The organism is Thioalkalivibrio sp. HL-Eb18, assembly GCF_000364985.1.
Classification (GTDB): Bacteria; Pseudomonadota; Gammaproteobacteria; order Ectothiorhodospirales; family Ectothiorhodospiraceae; genus Thioalkalivibrio.
Window position 1 is genome coordinate 137,831 of sequence record NZ_KB822961.1, and the last position, 15,353, is coordinate 153,183.

Sequence of the window (15,353 nt, forward strand, 5' to 3'; positions counted from 1 at the left end):
AAGATCGGCGGCCATGGCGCGCCGCATCCACCGCCCGTTGGGATGCTGTCGGCGTCCGCGCGGTTGCACGTATACTGCCCCTGTCCGGGATGGGGGTTCGCGTGCCCCTTGGCCGGGTTTTCCGACATGCTGTCAAGGATTCGTCATCAACGTGCCTGTCCGCCCGCACCGTCGACTTTCAAGGATGACTTCGTGATCGACTCGCGCGACTACGAGGAGTTCTCGCGTTTCCTGTCCGAATGCTGTGGCCTGGTACTGGGCGACAGCCGTCAGTATCTCGTGTCGAGTCGTCTGTCGCGGCTGCTGGACGAGTTCGGCTACAAGAGCGTCCCGGAGTTGCTGCATGCGATGCGTCAGGCGCCCAATCCGCGCCTGCGCACACGGGTGATCGACGCGATGACCACGAATGAAACCTCCTGGTTTCGCGATGGCTTCCCGTTCGAGATCCTGCGCCATGTCCTGCTACCGGAGCGTGCGGAGAAGGGCGCGGGGATCAAGGTCTGGTCGGCCGGCTGCTCCAGCGGGCAGGAGGCCTACAGTATCTCCATGGTGGTGTCCGAATGGGAAGAGTCGCGCCCAAAACGCGTCGTGCCGGTGTCGATTCTGGGTACGGACCTCTCGGAGAAGATCCTGGACGATGCCCGGCGCGCGGTGTACGACGGGCTGAGTATCGTGCGCGGCCTGAGCGAGGCGCGGCGTGCCCGCTTCTTCGAGACTGTGGCGGAGGGCCATCGCGTGCGTACGGAGATCCAGCGCCGCTGCCGCTTTCAGAAGCTCAACCTGATCGACAGCTACGCGGCACTGGGCAAGTTCGACATCGTGTTCTGTCGTAACGTACTGATCTATTTCTCCGCAGAGACCAAGCGACAGGTTCTTGACGGAATCGCCCGCCAGATGAACCCCGGTGGTTATCTGTTTCTTGGCGCTTCCGAGACCGCAGGCCCTTACACCCAGGCCTTCGAAACCGTTCGCACCGAGTACGGCTCGGTCCTTCGTCTGAAGGGCTGACGCGCCTTGTAGCGCTTCCCCATACGGTCGTTCCCGGCGACCTCGGCACCCCTATCCAGACATTCGTCAGCCCATAGTGGCACACCAATTGCTTTGTCCCTGTCATGCGGGGCGAAGCGGTTTCGTCCCGAAGAACCTGAAGTTCGCAATTGGCGGACGGGGTACGACGGATGAGTCTCTCTCTCGACAAGGCGATGGGCATTCTCCCGGAGGCGGTCAACGTCCGCGCGAAGCGGATGGAACTGCTGGCCTCGAATATCGCGAATGCCGACACGCCCAATTACAAGGCGCGCGACATCGACTTTCGCTCGGCATTGCAGGCGGCGGCCGGTGAGGGCGGCAATCTGCCCATGGCGCGCACCCAGCAGGGCCATATTGGTCCTGGAGGATCGGGCGGCACGAACGGGTCGCTGGAGACGCTTTACCGCGTGCCGTCACAGCCGTCGCTGGATGGCAACACGGTGGACCCGCAGCTGGAGCGAGCGGCCTTTGCGGAGAACTCCCTGCAGTACCAGAGCAGCCTCGAGTTCCTGAACCGCCGGGTTTCCGGCATCCGTGACGCCCTGCGGGGCGAGCGCTAATGCGAGCGCCAACGCTGGGACCAGGAGAGTGATGTCGTGAGTGATCTGTTCAAGCTGTTTAACACCTCGGCCTCTGCGCTGACCGCGCAGTCGGTGCGGCTGAATACGGTCGCGTCGAATCTGGCGAATGCCAACACCGTCGCGACCAACCCGGACGAGGCCTACCGGGCGAAGCAGGTGCTGTTTCAGACCGTGATGAACCAGGCCGACCCGAACGGCGCATCCAACGGCGTTCGGGTGGCGGGTATTGACGAATCGCAGGCGCCGCCGCAGCCGCACTATGAACCGAATCACCCGCAGGCCAACGAAGACGGCTACATCTTCCGTCCCGCGATCAGCGTGGTGGAGGAGATGGCCAACATGATGTCGGCCTCGCGCAACTACGAAGCGAACGTCGAGGTGATGGAAACCTCGCGCCAGCTGCTGCAGCGCACGTTGCAGATCGGCCAGGGCTAAACCGGAGCGCCGCATGACACAGATTTCACCGGACATGCTGGATCGACTGGGCCTGTCACGTCCCAGGCAGGACGACAAGGAAACGGATCGCCTGGGTCAGGACGACTTCCTGAAGCTGATGGTGACGCAGCTGCAGAACCAGGACCCGTTCGAACCGATGGAAAATGGCGAGTTCATTGGACAAATGGCCCAGTTCTCGACCGTGACCGGCATCGAGGAGCTGTCCAAGTCCTTCCAGCAACTGGCGCAATCCATGGGTCAGAGCCAGACCTTGCAGGCGGCCTCCCTGGTCGGGAAGGACGTACTGGTACCGACAGATTTCAGCGAACTGGGGCCGGAGGGCATGGTGCGTGGTGCCGTGGACCTTGATCAGTCCACCGGTCAGTTGCAGGTCGAGGTGTACAGCCCCACGGGTGAACGCATCCGCAGCATGAATCTGGGTTCGGCCAGTGAAGGGCTGCAGGAATTCACCTGGGACGGTCTGCGCGATGACGGGACGCCTGCGGCCCCGGGCGTATATGAATTTCGGGCGTCGGCCCAGAGCGGTTCCAGTAGTGAATCAGTGGATGTCTTTCTCGACGCCCGCGTCGAGAGCGTTTCGGTAGGTGACGATTCCAGCCTGGGCCTGATGGTCCGGGGTCTGGGCGAGATCAATTTCTCGGATGTCCGGCGCATCAGCAGCTGACGGACACAAACGGAGGTAGACCAGTATGCCCTTCAACATCGGATTGAGCGGACTGAACTCGGCACAGGCCGATCTGCAGACCACCGGCAACAACGTCTCGAATGCCGGCACCACGGGCTTCAAGCGCTCGCGCGCGGAATTTGGTGATGTCTTTGCCCAGAGCTTTGGTGGCGTTAGCCAGACCGCGACCGGTGGCGGCTCGCGGCTGATGGCCGTCACTCAGCAGTTCTCGCAGGGGCGCACGGAGTTTACCGAGAACGGGCTTGACCTTGCGATCGATGGCGAGGGCTTTTTCGTGCTGAACGATGGTGGCAACCGCCTCTACACCCGTGCCGGCGAGTTTCAGGTGAACCGCGACGGGTTCCTGGTGAACAACCAGGGCCAACAGCTCCAAGGCTATCCGCCGATTAACCCGGGCAGCACCGATACCGACTTCAATACAGGGCAGCTAGGGGATCTTCGGTTGCAGACGGGCGCTTCCGCACCGCAGGCCACCAGCGAGATCGAGGCTCTGGTCAACTTGCAGTCGGACGCGCCCATCCTGGACCCGGATACTTTCGATTTCGATGATCCGGACAGCTACAACTACTCGACCTCCCTGACGGTGTATGACTCACTGGGGACTTCGCGCGACGCGCGCCTCTATTTTGTGAAGAGCGACGAGCGGGAATGGACGGCCTTCATGACCGTTGATGGCGAACCGATCAACGAGGACGGTTTTGAGTTGTCCTTCGACGCCAGTGGCCAGCTGGACGGCGACACCGAATTTGCCTTTACCACGGATGAATTCGGAAACGGCGCGGATGGCCTGGACGGTACGATCGACTTTGCCGGCACCACCCAGTTTGGCGGCGATTTTGCGGTGAACGACCTCGGCCAGGACGGTTTTGCTTCGGGTCGGTTGACGGGGGTCGATATTGACTCTAGCGGCGTCGTGTTCGCGCGCTTCACCAATGGCCAGTCTTCCGTGCTGGGGCAGGTGGCCCTGGCCAACTTCACGAACCCCCAGGGACTGGAACAGTTGGGCAACAACAACTGGGCCGAGACCTTTGCGGCGGGTGACCCCGTCTTCGCCTCTCCGGGAACCGGGAACCTGGGCCAGATCCAGTCTGGCGCACTGGAGGCGTCCAACGTCGACATCGCACAGGAGCTGGTCAAGCTGATTACCGCGCAGCGCAACTTCCAGGCGAATGCGCAGACGATCTCCACGGCCGACCAGGTCACCCAGACCATCATCAACATCCGCTAGGTCAGGGACAGGGACACGAGGGCACAGGCATGGATCGATTCCTCTACATCGCGATGTCCGGCGCGAAGGAGACCATGCACGCGCAGGCGGTCAACAACCACAACCTGGCGAATGCCAATACCGACGGCTTTCGCCAGGCGCTGGCCAACGCCAATACCGTGCCCGTGCGCGGGCCGGTATTCGACTCCCGCGACTACGCCCAGCTGGGCACCGACGGCACGGACTTCTCCAAGGGCCAGATGCAGAGCACCGGGCGCGATCTGGATATCGCGATCGAGGACCAGGGCTTTATCGCGGTGCAGGGCCCGGACGGCGAGGAAGGCTACACCCGGGCGGGTTCGTTGCATGTGGATGCGTTCGGGCTCTTGCGCACGGCACAGGGGCACCAGGTCCTGGGGGATGGCGGCCCGATCGCGATCCCGCCGTCGGAGAAGATCGAGATCGGCACGGACGGCACGATCAGCGTGCGTCCACAGGGGGTGGGGCCGGAGGCCCTGGCCGCGATCGAGCGCATCCGCCTGGTGAACCCGAACGTGAACGAACTGGAGCGCGGCGATGACGGCCTGTTCCGCATGGCCGACGGCGGCGAGGCGCCGCCGGATGCCGAGGTGCGGGTGGTCTCGGGCATGCTCGAGGGCAGCAACGTGAATACCGTCGAGGCGCTGACCCGAATGATCGAGCTGTCTCGCCACTTCGAGATGCAGGTAAAGATGATGGACAGCGCCAACACGCTGGAACAAAGCAGCAACCGGCTGCTGGGCCTCGGCTGACGCGGCCCCCATTGCAGGACTGACAGGAGAACACCATGAACCAGGCACTGTGGATTGCCAAGACCGGCCTCGACGCGCAGCACACGCGCATGTCGACGGTCTCGAACAACCTGGCCAACGTGAACACCACCGGTTTCAAGAAGGATCGCGCGGTGTTCGAGGACCTGATCTACCAGACCGTACGCCAGCCGGGCGCCCAGGCCACCCAGGATCAGCAATTGCCCTCGGGGCTGCAGATCGGCACGGGTGTGCGCGCCGTATCCACCGAGAAGATGTTTACCCAGGGCAACCTGCAGCAGACGGACAACTCGCTGGACGTCGCGATCGAAGGGCGCGGGTTCTTCCAGGTCCTGATGCCTAACGGGGACATCGGCTACACGCGCGACGGCAGCTTCCAGCTCAATGCCGACGGCGAGGTGGTGATGTCGAACGGCTATCCGTTGCAGCCCGGCCTGTTCGTGCCGCCGGATACCCAGTCGCTGGCGATCGGCAAGGACGGGACCGTGACCGCGCAGATCCCGGGCCAGGCGGAGCCGGTAGAGCTGGGCAACATCCAGCTGGCGGATTTCGTGAACCCCGCCGGCCTGCAGGCGATCGGCGAAAACCTGTTCCAGGAGACCGCGGCCTCCGGCGTGGCCCAGCAGGCCCAGCCCGGCCTGAACGGCACCGGCACCCTGGTGCAGGGCTCGCTGGAGACCTCGAACGTGAATATCGCCGAGGAGCTGGTGAACATGATCGAGACGCAGCGCGCCTACGAGGTCAACTCCAAGGCGATTTCCGCGGCCGATCAGTCGCTGCAGTTCGTCAACCAGACGATCGGGTAGCGCGATGAATCGCCTTGAGACCCTGATGCGACCGATCCTGGGCCTGGCGGCCGTGGCCGTGCTGACCGCCTGCGCCGCCACCCAGCCGACGATGCCCGGGGACAACCCGGACTACAACCCCGTGATGCCGCCGCAGCCGGTGCCGCAGGCCCAGAACAATGGCGGCATCTACCAGGTCGCGCAGTCTCAGGGCCTGTTCGAGGACTACAAGGCACGCCAGGTGGGCGACATTTTGACCGTGATCCTGGCCGAGAGTACCCAGGCACAGAAGTCCGCGTCGACCTCCACGCAGAAAGATTCCAGCCTGGATCTGGGCAACCTGCAGGCCTTTGGTGGCGAGGCGACTCACCGGGGACGCCCGCTGTTTGGCGCCAGCAATACGAGTACCCGCGACTTCGATGGCTCCGGCGACTCCGCGCAGAGCAATCAGCTGGATGGCGAAATCACCGTGACCGTGGCCGAGGTGCTGCCGAACGGCAATCTCGTGGTACAGGGCGAGAAGTGGCTGGGCATCAACCAGGGCGAGGAATACGTGCGCTTTCGCGGCATCGTGCGCCCGGTGGACGTGACCACCAACAACACCGTCCTGTCGACGCAGGTGGCCAATGCGCGGGTCTACTACGGCGGCACGGGTGTACTGGCCGACAGCAACACGCCCGGGTGGATCACCCGCTTCTTCAATAGCCCCTGGTGGCCGTTCTGAACGGGAGATCCGAGATGCAACGAACAGGGTACAAGTCGGATCAGCGCAGCATGCGCCGCATCGCAGGGCGCGTGCTGCCCGGTCTGATGGTCGCCATGGGGCTGTTGCTGGGCGGGATTGCCGGCGCGCAGGCCCAGACAGCGATCCAGCAGCAGGCGGCGATGCAGGAGCGCACCTACACCGAACGGGTCAAGGACGTGGCCAGTGTCTTCGGCGTGCGCGAAAACCAGCTGGTGGGCTATGGCCTGGTCGTGGGCCTGGACGGTACGGGCGACCAGACCACCCAGACCCCGTTCACCATCCAGAGCCTGAACAACATGCTCGGCCAGCTGGGGCTGACCCCCGAGGCCGGCAACCCGCAGCTGCGCAATGTCGCAGCCGTGATGGTCACAGCCGATCTGCCCCCGTTCTCCAAGCCCGGTCAGCGCATCGACGTGACCGTCTCCTCGATGGGGAACGCGACCAGCCTGAGGGGCGGGACCCTGCTGATGACACCGCTGAAGGGCGCGGACGGGCAGACCTACAGCATCGCCCAGGGCAACCTGGTCGTAGGTGGCTTTGGGGCCGAGGGCCAGGATGGGTCACGGATCACCGTGAACGTGCCCAGTGTCGGGCGTATCCCGAATGGCGCGACGGTCGAGCGCGAGGTGCCGACCGCCTTTGCCCAGGGCGACCACGTGACCCTGAACCTGAACCGTCCGGACTTCACGACAGCCAACCGGCTGGTGGAGACGGTCAACGACACGTTTGGGCCTGGCGTGGCACATGCACTGGACGGATCCTCGGTGCGTGTGCGCGCGCCCCAGAACCCGGATCAGCGCGTGGGCTTTGTCGCCGAACTGGAGAACCTGCCCATCGAGCGAGGCGCGCCCCCGGCACGGGTGATCGTGAACTCGCGCACCGGGACCGTGGTCATCGGCTCCAGCGTGCAGGTGACCCCGGCGGCGGTCTCTCATGGCAGCCTGACCGTCACCATCAGCGAGGCCCCGCAGGTGGTGCAGCCGCTGCCCTTTGCCGAGGGCGAGACCGCGGTGCAGCCGCAGACCGACATTGCCATCCAGCAGGACGACAGCACCATGTTCCTGTTTGACCCCGGCACCTCGCTGGACGAGATCGTGCGCGCGGTGAACAACGTCGGCGCGGCGCCGGGGGATCTGGTGGCCATCCTCGAGGCCCTGCGCGAGGCGGGCGCCCTGCGCGCGGAGCTGGTGGTCATCTGATGATCTCCTCCGGTCATGACCTCTCGATGCAGGCGCGCTCGGCCATGGCCAGCGACCCGAGCGGCCTGCGTGACCTCGGACGCGCCGCCCAGGGAGGCGGGGACGAGGCGCTGGAGGCGGTGGCTCGCGAGTTCGAGGCGATGCTGATCGGCCAGATGCTCAAGCAGATGCGTGAGGCCTCGCTGGGCGACGGACTGTTCGACAACGAGCAGAGCAAGATGTACCTCGAGATGCAGGACCAGGAATTCGCCAAGGCGATGAGCCAGGGCGACGGGATTGGGCTGCGCGAGGTGCTGATGCAGCAGCTGTCGCAGCAGAGTCAGCCGCAGGACGGGCAGGGTCTGCGGGACCCCGAGCGCCTGGCGGCCCTGGACCTTCCTCAACGCCGGGGCGACCTGAATTTCCGGCGTCTGTCCGATGAACAACGCGAGCTTGAGCCGGTTGCGCCCATGCGACCCGCGCGGGGCGATACCGAGGCTGGAACCGGTGAGCTCCGGCGGCTGGGCGGGGCGCCGAGCCCGCTGGCGATCGACTGGCCGCCGCGCGACCCGTCGGAGTTTGTTGCGACGCTGGAACCCCTGGCACGGGAAGCGGCTGCCGATCTGGGCGTGGAACCCGGCATCCTGCTGGCACAAAGTGCCCTGGAGACCGGTTGGGGACGCCACGTGCCCTCGCGCGACAACGGACAGCCGAGCTTCAACCTGTTCGGGATCAAGGCCGACGCCCGCTGGGAGGGGGATCAGGTCGCCGTGGGCACTCTGGAGTACCGTGACGGTGTGGCCCAGCGCGAGCAGGCACGCTTCCGCGCGTACGCCGATCCGGCGGATTCCTTCGCCGACTACGTCGACTTTATCCGCAACAATCCGCGCTATCACCGCGCCCTGCAGGCTGGCGACGATGTCCAGTACATCCGCGAGCTGCAGGACGCCGGTTACGCCACCGACCCTGCCTATGCGGACAAGGTGCTGCGGGTGCGCGATCAGTTGTCGGGCTATGTGAATCCCGAACCGACTCAAGCATTGGCCGAGCCGGCCGTTACCCGAAACGAGGGGTAGACCATGTCGCAGACACATAAATCCAGCTGGGCGAGCCTGACCGGGAGGGGTGGGGTATGAGTGTCTCCGGTATTGGGACCTCCGCACTGCTGGCGTTTCAGCGTGCGATTGGCACGACCAGTAACAACATCGCCAACTCCGCGACCGAGGGCTACAGCCGCCAACGCACGGAGCTGGGCAACCTGAACCCGCAGTTCCTGGGTGGCTCGTATCAGGGGCAGGGGGTCGGCGTGGACGCCATCCGTCGCATCTCGGATGACTTCGTCAATACCCAGCTGCGCACCAGCATCTCCGAGCAGTCCAACGCCCAGGCGAAGGCGGACCTGGCCGGGCGTATCGACAACCTGCTGGCGGATGACGCCAGTGGCCTGGCCCCCGTGCTGCAGAGCTTTTTCGATGCCGCCTCCGACGTGGCCAACGACCCGACCTCCAATGCGGCGCGTACCGTGTTCCTGACCGAAGCGGAATCGCTGGCCGAACGCTTCAAGGCCATCGACGGGCGTCTTGAAGAACAGCGTCGCATCGTGAACGGGCAGATCGAGACCAACGTCAAGGAGGTCAACCAGCTTGCCGAGTCCCTGGCTGGTCTCAACCGCGAGATCGTGGCCAAGAGCACCCAGGGCACGCCGAATGACCTGCTGGATCAGCGCGATCGTGTACTGAACCAGCTGGCGGAGAAGGTCGACGTCACCACCGTCGAGCAGGACGACGGCGCGCTGAATGTGTTTATCGGCAACGGGCAGGCGCTGGTGCTGGGAGGAACCAGCCAGTCGCTGGTGGCCGACTCCTTCTCCGGCGACCCCGGCAAGCTAGAGGTCGGGATTCAGTCGGGCAGCGGTGTGGCGAACATTACCCGCTTTCTGCAGGGGGGCGAACTCGGCGGGTTGCTGGAGATCCGCGACTCGGTCATCGATACCGCCCAGAACACCCTGGGCCAGGTCGCGACTCAGCTTGGCCAGGCCTTCAACGACCAGAACGCCCAGGGCCTGGATGCCGACGGCCAGATCGGTGGTGACATCTTCGGGATTGGCTCGCCGGCGGTTTGGGGTCGCTCCAGCAACAGCACGGGTGATGTACCCGGGGTGAGCTTTGGCAATGTCGACGAGTTGACCACATCGGACTATCGCCTGCGGGTCACCGACGATGGCGACTTTCAGCTGGTGCGCCTCTCCAATAACCAGGTCGTCGACACGCTGGACCCAAATGACGGGAATACCCTCGAGGCCGATGGCCTGGTCGTGGATATCAGTGAATTGGACGATGCCGAGCCGGGCGACAACTGGCTGATCCAGCCGACGCGTAACGGCGCACGCGATCTTGACGTTGTCCTGGATGACCCCTCGGGTATCGCGGCGGCGGGAGCTTCCCTGCAGGCATCGGCTGCTGACGGGAATAACGGTGATGCAACGATCCAAGGAGTTCAGGTTACAGGAGACGCCTTTGACCCTGCCGTTCTGGATGATCCGATCACGGTTACGGTTGTGGAGGACGGCGGTGAGCTGTTCTACGAGGTCAATGGCGAACAGTTTTCGGTGAATGATGATGGCCCAACTGTTATCGAGCGGGATGGCTGGGAATTGACGTTGCAAGGGGCGCCGGAGGAAGGCGACGAATTTGTGGTCGAACTGGATCGTGACCGCCCTGGCGATAACCGCAACATGCTCGAGATGGCTGATCTGTCCGAGGCTCGCACGATCGAGACGGATAATGGCGATCGGCGGGTCCCTGGCTTTGGCGATGCCTACAATAGCCTGATCGCGAACGTCGGCACGCGCACGCGTCAGGCCAACGTGGCGCTGGATTCGGCGAATGCCCAGCTGGAGCAGGCCAAGGCCCAGCGCGAGTCGATCTCGGGCGTGAATCTGGATGAAGAAGCTGCCGACCTGATCCGCTACCAGCAGGCCTATCAGGCCGCCGCCCAGGTGATCCAGGTCAGCAACTCGCTGTTCGACAGCCTGCTGGGCGCGTTCCGCCGTTAGGCGACTTGTGATTCGAGGGAAACCTGATGCGTATCTCCACGACCCAGATCTTCCAGAGCGGGATCAACCAGATCCAGGCCGGCCAGGGCGAACTCAACCGCACCTCGCTGCAGCTGGGCTCCGGCAAACGCATCCTGTCGCCATCGGACGACCCGAGCGGCGCGACCCAGATCAACCAGTTCGAGCGCATCATCAAGGCCACCAAGCAGTTCCAGCGCAACATGGAGAACACCCAGCCGCGCATGCAGCAGCAGGAATCATTGCTGCAGCAGGGCACCGATGCCCTGCAACGTGCGCGCGAGCTGGTCGTCACCGGCAACAACGACAGCCAGACGCGTGAGACCCGCGGATATCTGGCCGACGAGCTGCGCCAGATTCGCGACGGCCTGCTGGAGGTTGCCAACACCAAGGATCCCAATGGCGAATACATTTTCGCTGGCACCAAGTCCCAGAATCAGCCCTTCCGGCAGGATGGCGACGGCGAGATCCGGTACGAAGGGGCTTCTGGTGCGGGGAGTGTGCGCGAGGTGGCCGTTTCGGCCGATCGCAAGATCGCGGTGGGCCACGATGGCGCGGCCGTGTTCATGGATATCCCGGAGAACGATGGCCGTGTCGGTGCCGAGGTGGTCGAGAACAATGGCTCGCTGGTGCTGCAGAAAACCGGCGTCACCAGTGTTTCCGATCTGGACGATCGCGACTACCGCATTACCTTCGACGAGAACGGCGATGGGGACCTTGTCTACAGCATTACCTATATCGACGAGGACGGCGATACTGTTTCGCTGGAAGACGATGTCCCCTATGTATCGGGCGAGTCCATCGAATTCGCCGGCCGCAGCGTGACCATCAGCGGCACCCCCGAGCCGGGTGACGAGGTGCTATCGCGACCGGCCGAGAATTTCAGCGTGTTCCAGACGCTGGATCGCATTATCGATGCCCTGGAGCGCAGCGGCGACTCCGCCAGTGCGCGGGCGGATCTGGCCAGCGCCAGCAACACCGCACTGGCGGATCTGGATGCCGTGCTTGGTAACTTCAGCGACAAACGTGCCGAGCTTGGGAGCAAGCTGAAGGCCTTTGACCAGCAAAAGGACCTCAACGAGGACCGGCTGCTGGATCTGGAAAGCGCGGTGTCGCAGATCCGCGATCTGGACTACGCCGAGGCGATCAGCCGCTTCAACCAGCAGCAGGTGGCGCTTCAGGCGGCCCAGCAGACCTATACCCAGGTCAACCGGCTCTCCCTGTTCGACTTCATCTAGGCAGAAGCGCCTGCGCACACGCGTGGGTGTCTGTGCGACCATATTGCGATCCCCATGATGCGTCCAGCAAGGACGGGACCTAGCAATGGCCAAATCCCAGGAACCCTCCGCGCCGATCCAGTACCGCTCCACGGGGCGTCCCCCGCGCTATCTGATCGTCCTGCTGGTGCTGGCGGTCATCTGGGCCGCTTTCTGGGGTGTGGTGATGCTGCAGTCGGGCGAGCCGAAGCCCGTGACCCTCAGCGACCAGGAACAGGTGGAGCTCGAGGCCAAGCTGCAGGCCATCTCCGCACCCGATGCGCCGCGCCCCGATCAAGCCCCCAGTGAGCCGATCATTGATCTCGAAGCCGACGCGGAGCCGCTGATTCCCGAGCTGTATGAGGAGACCGACGAGGCGCGGATCGTCCAGTTCAGCGAGCGCGAGTTGAATGCCCTGATCGCGCGCGACCCGGATCTGGCCGGCCGGGTGGCGGTCCGTCTGACCCCGGGACAGGTGAGTACACGCGTGCGGATTGATGTGCCGGCCGACGTGCCGCTTCTGGGCGGGCGCGTGCTGAATGTGCGTTCCGGTGTTCGCTTCGAGACCGAAGGCGAAGAACTGCGCGCCCGGCTCGTCGGCGTATCCGTCGCCGGCATCCCCCTGCCGGATGCCTGGCTGGGCGGCCTGAAAGACGAGGACCTGCTGGCGCTGGAGCCCTTCCAGCACCTGCGCGCGGGCATCGAGAGCATCGATGTGCGCGAAGGGGAGCTGGCTTTGCACCTCGCGCGCTAGCCAGCTCTTGCCGACCGATTACGGGTCGACGCGCAGCGTCTCGCCTCCCAGGGCTTCGACCTTGGCGCGCACGGTGACGGACACCGTGGAGGTCCCGGCCTCCAGCGCGGGCTGGCTGGCGGATTCGTCCATGGCCCGCATCGCCATCATCGGCTGCGGGTGGTCATAGCCGCTGTCGACGAGTTCCACTTCCACCGGGCGCAGGTGGGTCGCCCCTAGCGAACGCGCAATCGCGCGTGCCTGTTCTTTCCAGTCATCCATGGCGGCCTCCAACAAGGCCTCGCGGTGCTCCTGGTGCGTCTCGCGGCTGAGCGAAAAGCGGATCTGACCAACGGTCAGTTCATCTCCCTGAAGAAGACCTACAAGTTCCGTCAGGCTATCGAAATCACTGCCGACCAGTTCCAGGGTCTGCTGGACCTGCCAGGCTGTGATCTGGCCGGGTTTATCGCGGTCGTGGATGGCCTGCGTCGTGTAGCTGCGGGTCGAGGCCTCGACCGTGTCGTAGTCTTCCGCGCGAGCCAGCGCCTGTTCCATGCGGCGATTCACTGTGTCCGCGGCGTCCCGTGCATCCGGGGCACGGGCCTGTGCCTGCATCTGGACCGTCATGCGGTCATTCTCGACCTGGCGCTCGGCATGGCCGGAAAGCGTCAGTGTGGTGTTGCTATCGGCATTTGCCAGAGCCGGGATCAGCAGCAGGGCGCTCAGCCAGAGGCATGCAACAAGGGGACGCGGGGACAGGAAGCGGCTCATGGGATGTTTTCCGGTGGGGTCAGGGTTCCATCGTACGTGCGAGGCGTACGCCGGCAAAGACATGGCGCTTCTCGGGGGTGAAGAAATTGCGCATGCTCGGGCGTTTCAGTAGAGGGTCGCTCCAGTCGCTGCCGCCGCGCAGGACGTAATGCCGGCCGTCAAACCACGGGGCCGAGTATTCGTCATAGGGGAACGGGCGGAATCCGGGATAGGGTGCGAACGGATTTCCGCACCACTCCCATACCCGGCCAGTGCCACGCAGTGATCCCTCGCGCTGGGCATGTTCCCATTCGTGTTCGTGGGGCAACCGGGCGCCGGCCCAGCGGGCGAAGGCCTCGGCCTCGAAGCGGGATATGCCCACCACCGGGGCATCGGCGTTGCGCTGGACCATGCCCTCCGGCAGAACCTGCAGGCCAATGTCGGTTCCGGACCCGCGCCACCCGAGTGGGGCCTGGATGTCGTGGGCCTTGCGCCAGTCCCACCCCTCGCGGCTCCATAGTTCGGGGCGGTGATAGCCGGCCTCCTGCATGAAGGCCTGCCATTCCCCGTTGGTGACAGGGTCGCGCCGGATGGCAAAGGGCGCGAGTTCCTTCCCGTGAACGCCCTTTTCATTGTCGAAGACCAGTACGTCGTCGCCGCCAACGGTGGCGTGCACGGCATCCCATTCGAGCCAGGATTGCGAGGTGATCTCGGGCGCCTGCAGGTGGGGCTCCGAGAGGGCAGGGTCAGGCCCCCGAAGGCGGGCAAACCAGCGCACCTGAGCGAGGGTCTCCAGGTGCATCGCGTGGTGCTGGGCAAGGAACCCCGTCAGGTACTCGTTGGCCATCAGCGGGTGGTCGAGGATCCCGGCGTGGCGGGCAAGCCAGTCGCGATGCCGGAACTGTAGCTCGCGTCCCCATGGGATGAGTCGATCAAGGGCGGGGAGGCGTCCACCCCGGCGCCATTTGGGGCTGAGCTCGGGGAAATAGAGGTCATGCCAGTCCCGCGTGCGGGGTGGTGCGTGCCCGAGAATACGTTCACGCAGCCAGACGGCCTCGATGAAGTGGCAGTGGGCGTAGTGCCAGCCGATCGGGCTAAGGTCCGGGTGGTACTGGTTACGCCAGATTTCGGTGGGTGTGCTTTCCAGTGCAGTGTTCAAGCGCTCGTGCTGACGGGCCAGGTCGTCCAGCAAGGACGAAGAAGAGACGAGGCTCGCTGGAGGGTCGAATGCTGGGGTGCTCATATCCGAGTGGAAAGGCTAGAGCGCGAGGAGTTCCGGTGGTTCGTCAGGATCGAGGATCAGGATGTGTCCTGAAGGGACGGGGCGCCAGCGCTCCCGGTCCGTCAACGGCTCGGAGGCGACGATTACCGAGTCCTCGGGGAAGTCGTCATCGTCGGACGTGTAGTACAGGCTGGGGCAGGGGCTGTTGATCGCATGGCGGCTGGCGACCAGACGGCGCCCGTCGGACAGGAGGATGTTGAGCAGGGCCATCTCGTCGCCGAGCCAGGTTTCCAGTGTCGAGAAGGCCTCGCCCAGGGCGCCTTCCAGCGTGGCGTTCTCGTCATCCGCCAGGAACTGGCGGACCAGGGCGAACAGGTACTCGGAATCCGTGGTGCCCTGGATGCCCGCTTCGATCTCGGGCGTCAGCAGGTTCTCGATCTGCCGGCGGATTTGCGGCCTGAAGCCGCCAATGAGGCCATTGTGGCTGTAGAGCAGCCCGTCGATGGCGAACGGCTGGGCATTGACCGTGTCGCCTCCGAACCCGGGGGTTGCACTGCGAATGGCGGAGATCCACAGCGGTTCTTCCAGTGTTTCGGCGAGCGCCTGCAGGTTCGGGTCCTGCCAGAGGGGATCGGCACGCCGGTAGCAGCGCGCAGTGCCGTCCTCACTGAACCAGCCAAAGCCGAAGCCATCCGCATTGACGCGGGCGTAAACCAGCTCCTGCGGCGCAATCGCCTGCTCGATCAGATTGTGCGGTGGATCCAGCAATACCCGTCTGAGTGTCAGCGGTGGGCCCAGATAGGCTAGATGGCGACACATTGGCGCGGACTCGCGGTTGGGAGGT

16 protein-coding genes are annotated in these 15,353 nt (G+C 64.5%); 13 read left to right on the forward strand and 3 right to left on the reverse strand.

Going from position 1 to position 15,353, the window contains the following annotated elements; all coding sequences use genetic code 11:
* Nucleotides 1-192: 192 nt before the first annotated feature.
* The 13 genes from F813_RS0102110 (at nucleotide 193) to F813_RS0102170 (ending at nucleotide 12,558) form a co-directional block, all read left to right on the forward strand.
* Nucleotides 193-1,008, forward strand: coding sequence for a protein-glutamate O-methyltransferase CheR (locus F813_RS0102110; protein ID WP_017925366.1), 816 nt, complete (start codon nucleotides 193-195; stop codon nucleotides 1,006-1,008).
* A 170-nt stretch (nucleotides 1,009-1,178) separates the two neighbouring features.
* On the forward strand, nucleotides 1,179-1,589 hold the full coding sequence (gene flgB / locus F813_RS0102115) for a flagellar basal body rod protein FlgB (RefSeq protein ID WP_038059930.1): 411 nt from the start codon (nucleotides 1,179-1,181) through the stop codon (nucleotides 1,587-1,589).
* Between the two features lie 36 nt (nucleotides 1,590-1,625).
* Nucleotides 1,626-2,045 (forward strand): flagellar basal body rod protein FlgC, encoded by a 420-nt coding sequence (flgC, locus tag F813_RS0102120; RefSeq protein WP_017925368.1) that lies wholly within the window; start codon nucleotides 1,626-1,628, stop codon nucleotides 2,043-2,045.
* A gap of 13 nt (nucleotides 2,046-2,058) precedes the next feature.
* On the forward strand, nucleotides 2,059-2,730 hold the full coding sequence (locus tag F813_RS0102125; protein WP_017925369.1) for a flagellar hook assembly protein FlgD: 672 nt from the start codon (nucleotides 2,059-2,061) through the stop codon (nucleotides 2,728-2,730).
* Between the two features lie 25 nt (nucleotides 2,731-2,755).
* Complete coding sequence (gene flgE, locus F813_RS0102130) at nucleotides 2,756-3,979, forward strand: flagellar hook protein FlgE (RefSeq protein ID WP_017925370.1); 1,224 nt, start codon at nucleotides 2,756-2,758, stop codon at nucleotides 3,977-3,979.
* Nucleotides 3,980-4,008: 29 nt separating this feature from the next.
* A complete protein-coding gene (gene flgF / locus F813_RS0102135; protein ID WP_017925371.1) occupies nucleotides 4,009-4,749 on the forward strand; it encodes a flagellar basal-body rod protein FlgF in 741 nt (246 codons plus the stop codon).
* Between the two features lie 35 nt (nucleotides 4,750-4,784).
* Nucleotides 4,785-5,573, forward strand: a complete 789-nt coding sequence (flgG, locus tag F813_RS0102140; protein ID WP_012982341.1) for a flagellar basal-body rod protein FlgG — start codon at nucleotides 4,785-4,787, stop codon at nucleotides 5,571-5,573.
* 4 nt (nucleotides 5,574-5,577) lie between these two features.
* On the forward strand, nucleotides 5,578-6,276 hold the full coding sequence (gene flgH, locus F813_RS0102145) for a flagellar basal body L-ring protein FlgH (protein WP_017925372.1): 699 nt from the start codon (nucleotides 5,578-5,580) through the stop codon (nucleotides 6,274-6,276).
* Nucleotides 6,277-6,362: 86 nt separating this feature from the next.
* The gene (locus F813_RS0102150) at nucleotides 6,363-7,496 is read left to right on the forward strand and encodes a flagellar basal body P-ring protein FlgI (protein WP_369759321.1); all 1,134 of its coding nucleotides are present in this window, start codon (nucleotides 6,363-6,365) and stop codon (nucleotides 7,494-7,496) included.
* A complete protein-coding gene (gene flgJ / locus F813_RS0102155) occupies nucleotides 7,496-8,551 on the forward strand; it encodes a flagellar assembly peptidoglycan hydrolase FlgJ (RefSeq protein WP_017925374.1) in 1,056 nt (351 codons plus the stop codon). Before F813_RS0102150 ends, flgJ begins: the two co-directional genes overlap by 1 nt.
* Nucleotides 8,552-8,607: 56 nt before the next feature.
* Nucleotides 8,608-10,530 carry a flagellar hook-associated protein FlgK gene (flgK, locus tag F813_RS0102160; protein ID WP_017925375.1) on the forward strand — a complete coding sequence of 641 codons (1,923 nt, stop codon included), beginning with the start codon at nucleotides 8,608-8,610 and terminating at the stop codon, nucleotides 10,528-10,530.
* 26 nt (nucleotides 10,531-10,556) lie between these two features.
* Nucleotides 10,557-11,786: a flagellar hook-associated protein FlgL gene (flgL, locus tag F813_RS0102165; RefSeq protein WP_017925376.1), complete on the forward strand. Its 1,230-nt coding sequence runs from the start codon at nucleotides 10,557-10,559 to the stop codon at nucleotides 11,784-11,786.
* A gap of 85 nt (nucleotides 11,787-11,871) precedes the next feature.
* Nucleotides 11,872-12,558, forward strand: coding sequence for a hypothetical protein (locus F813_RS0102170; RefSeq protein ID WP_017925377.1), 687 nt, complete (start codon nucleotides 11,872-11,874; stop codon nucleotides 12,556-12,558).
* An 18-nt stretch (nucleotides 12,559-12,576) separates the two neighbouring features.
* Here F813_RS0102170 and F813_RS0102175 read toward each other — a convergent pair whose 3' ends face one another.
* The 3 genes from F813_RS0102175 to egtC form a co-directional block, all read right to left on the reverse strand.
* A complete protein-coding gene (locus F813_RS0102175; protein WP_017925378.1) occupies nucleotides 12,577-13,308 on the reverse strand; it encodes an SIMPL domain-containing protein in 732 nt (243 codons plus the stop codon).
* A gap of 19 nt (nucleotides 13,309-13,327) precedes the next feature.
* Nucleotides 13,328-14,479: an SUMF1/EgtB/PvdO family nonheme iron enzyme gene (locus F813_RS0102180; RefSeq protein WP_017925379.1), complete on the reverse strand. Its 1,152-nt coding sequence runs from the start codon at nucleotides 14,477-14,479 to the stop codon at nucleotides 13,328-13,330.
* A gap of 66 nt (nucleotides 14,480-14,545) precedes the next feature.
* On the reverse strand, nucleotides 14,546-15,328 hold the full coding sequence (gene egtC, locus F813_RS0102185; RefSeq protein ID WP_026148103.1) for an ergothioneine biosynthesis protein EgtC: 783 nt from the start codon (nucleotides 15,326-15,328) through the stop codon (nucleotides 14,546-14,548).
* Nucleotides 15,329-15,353: the final 25 nt, after the last annotated feature.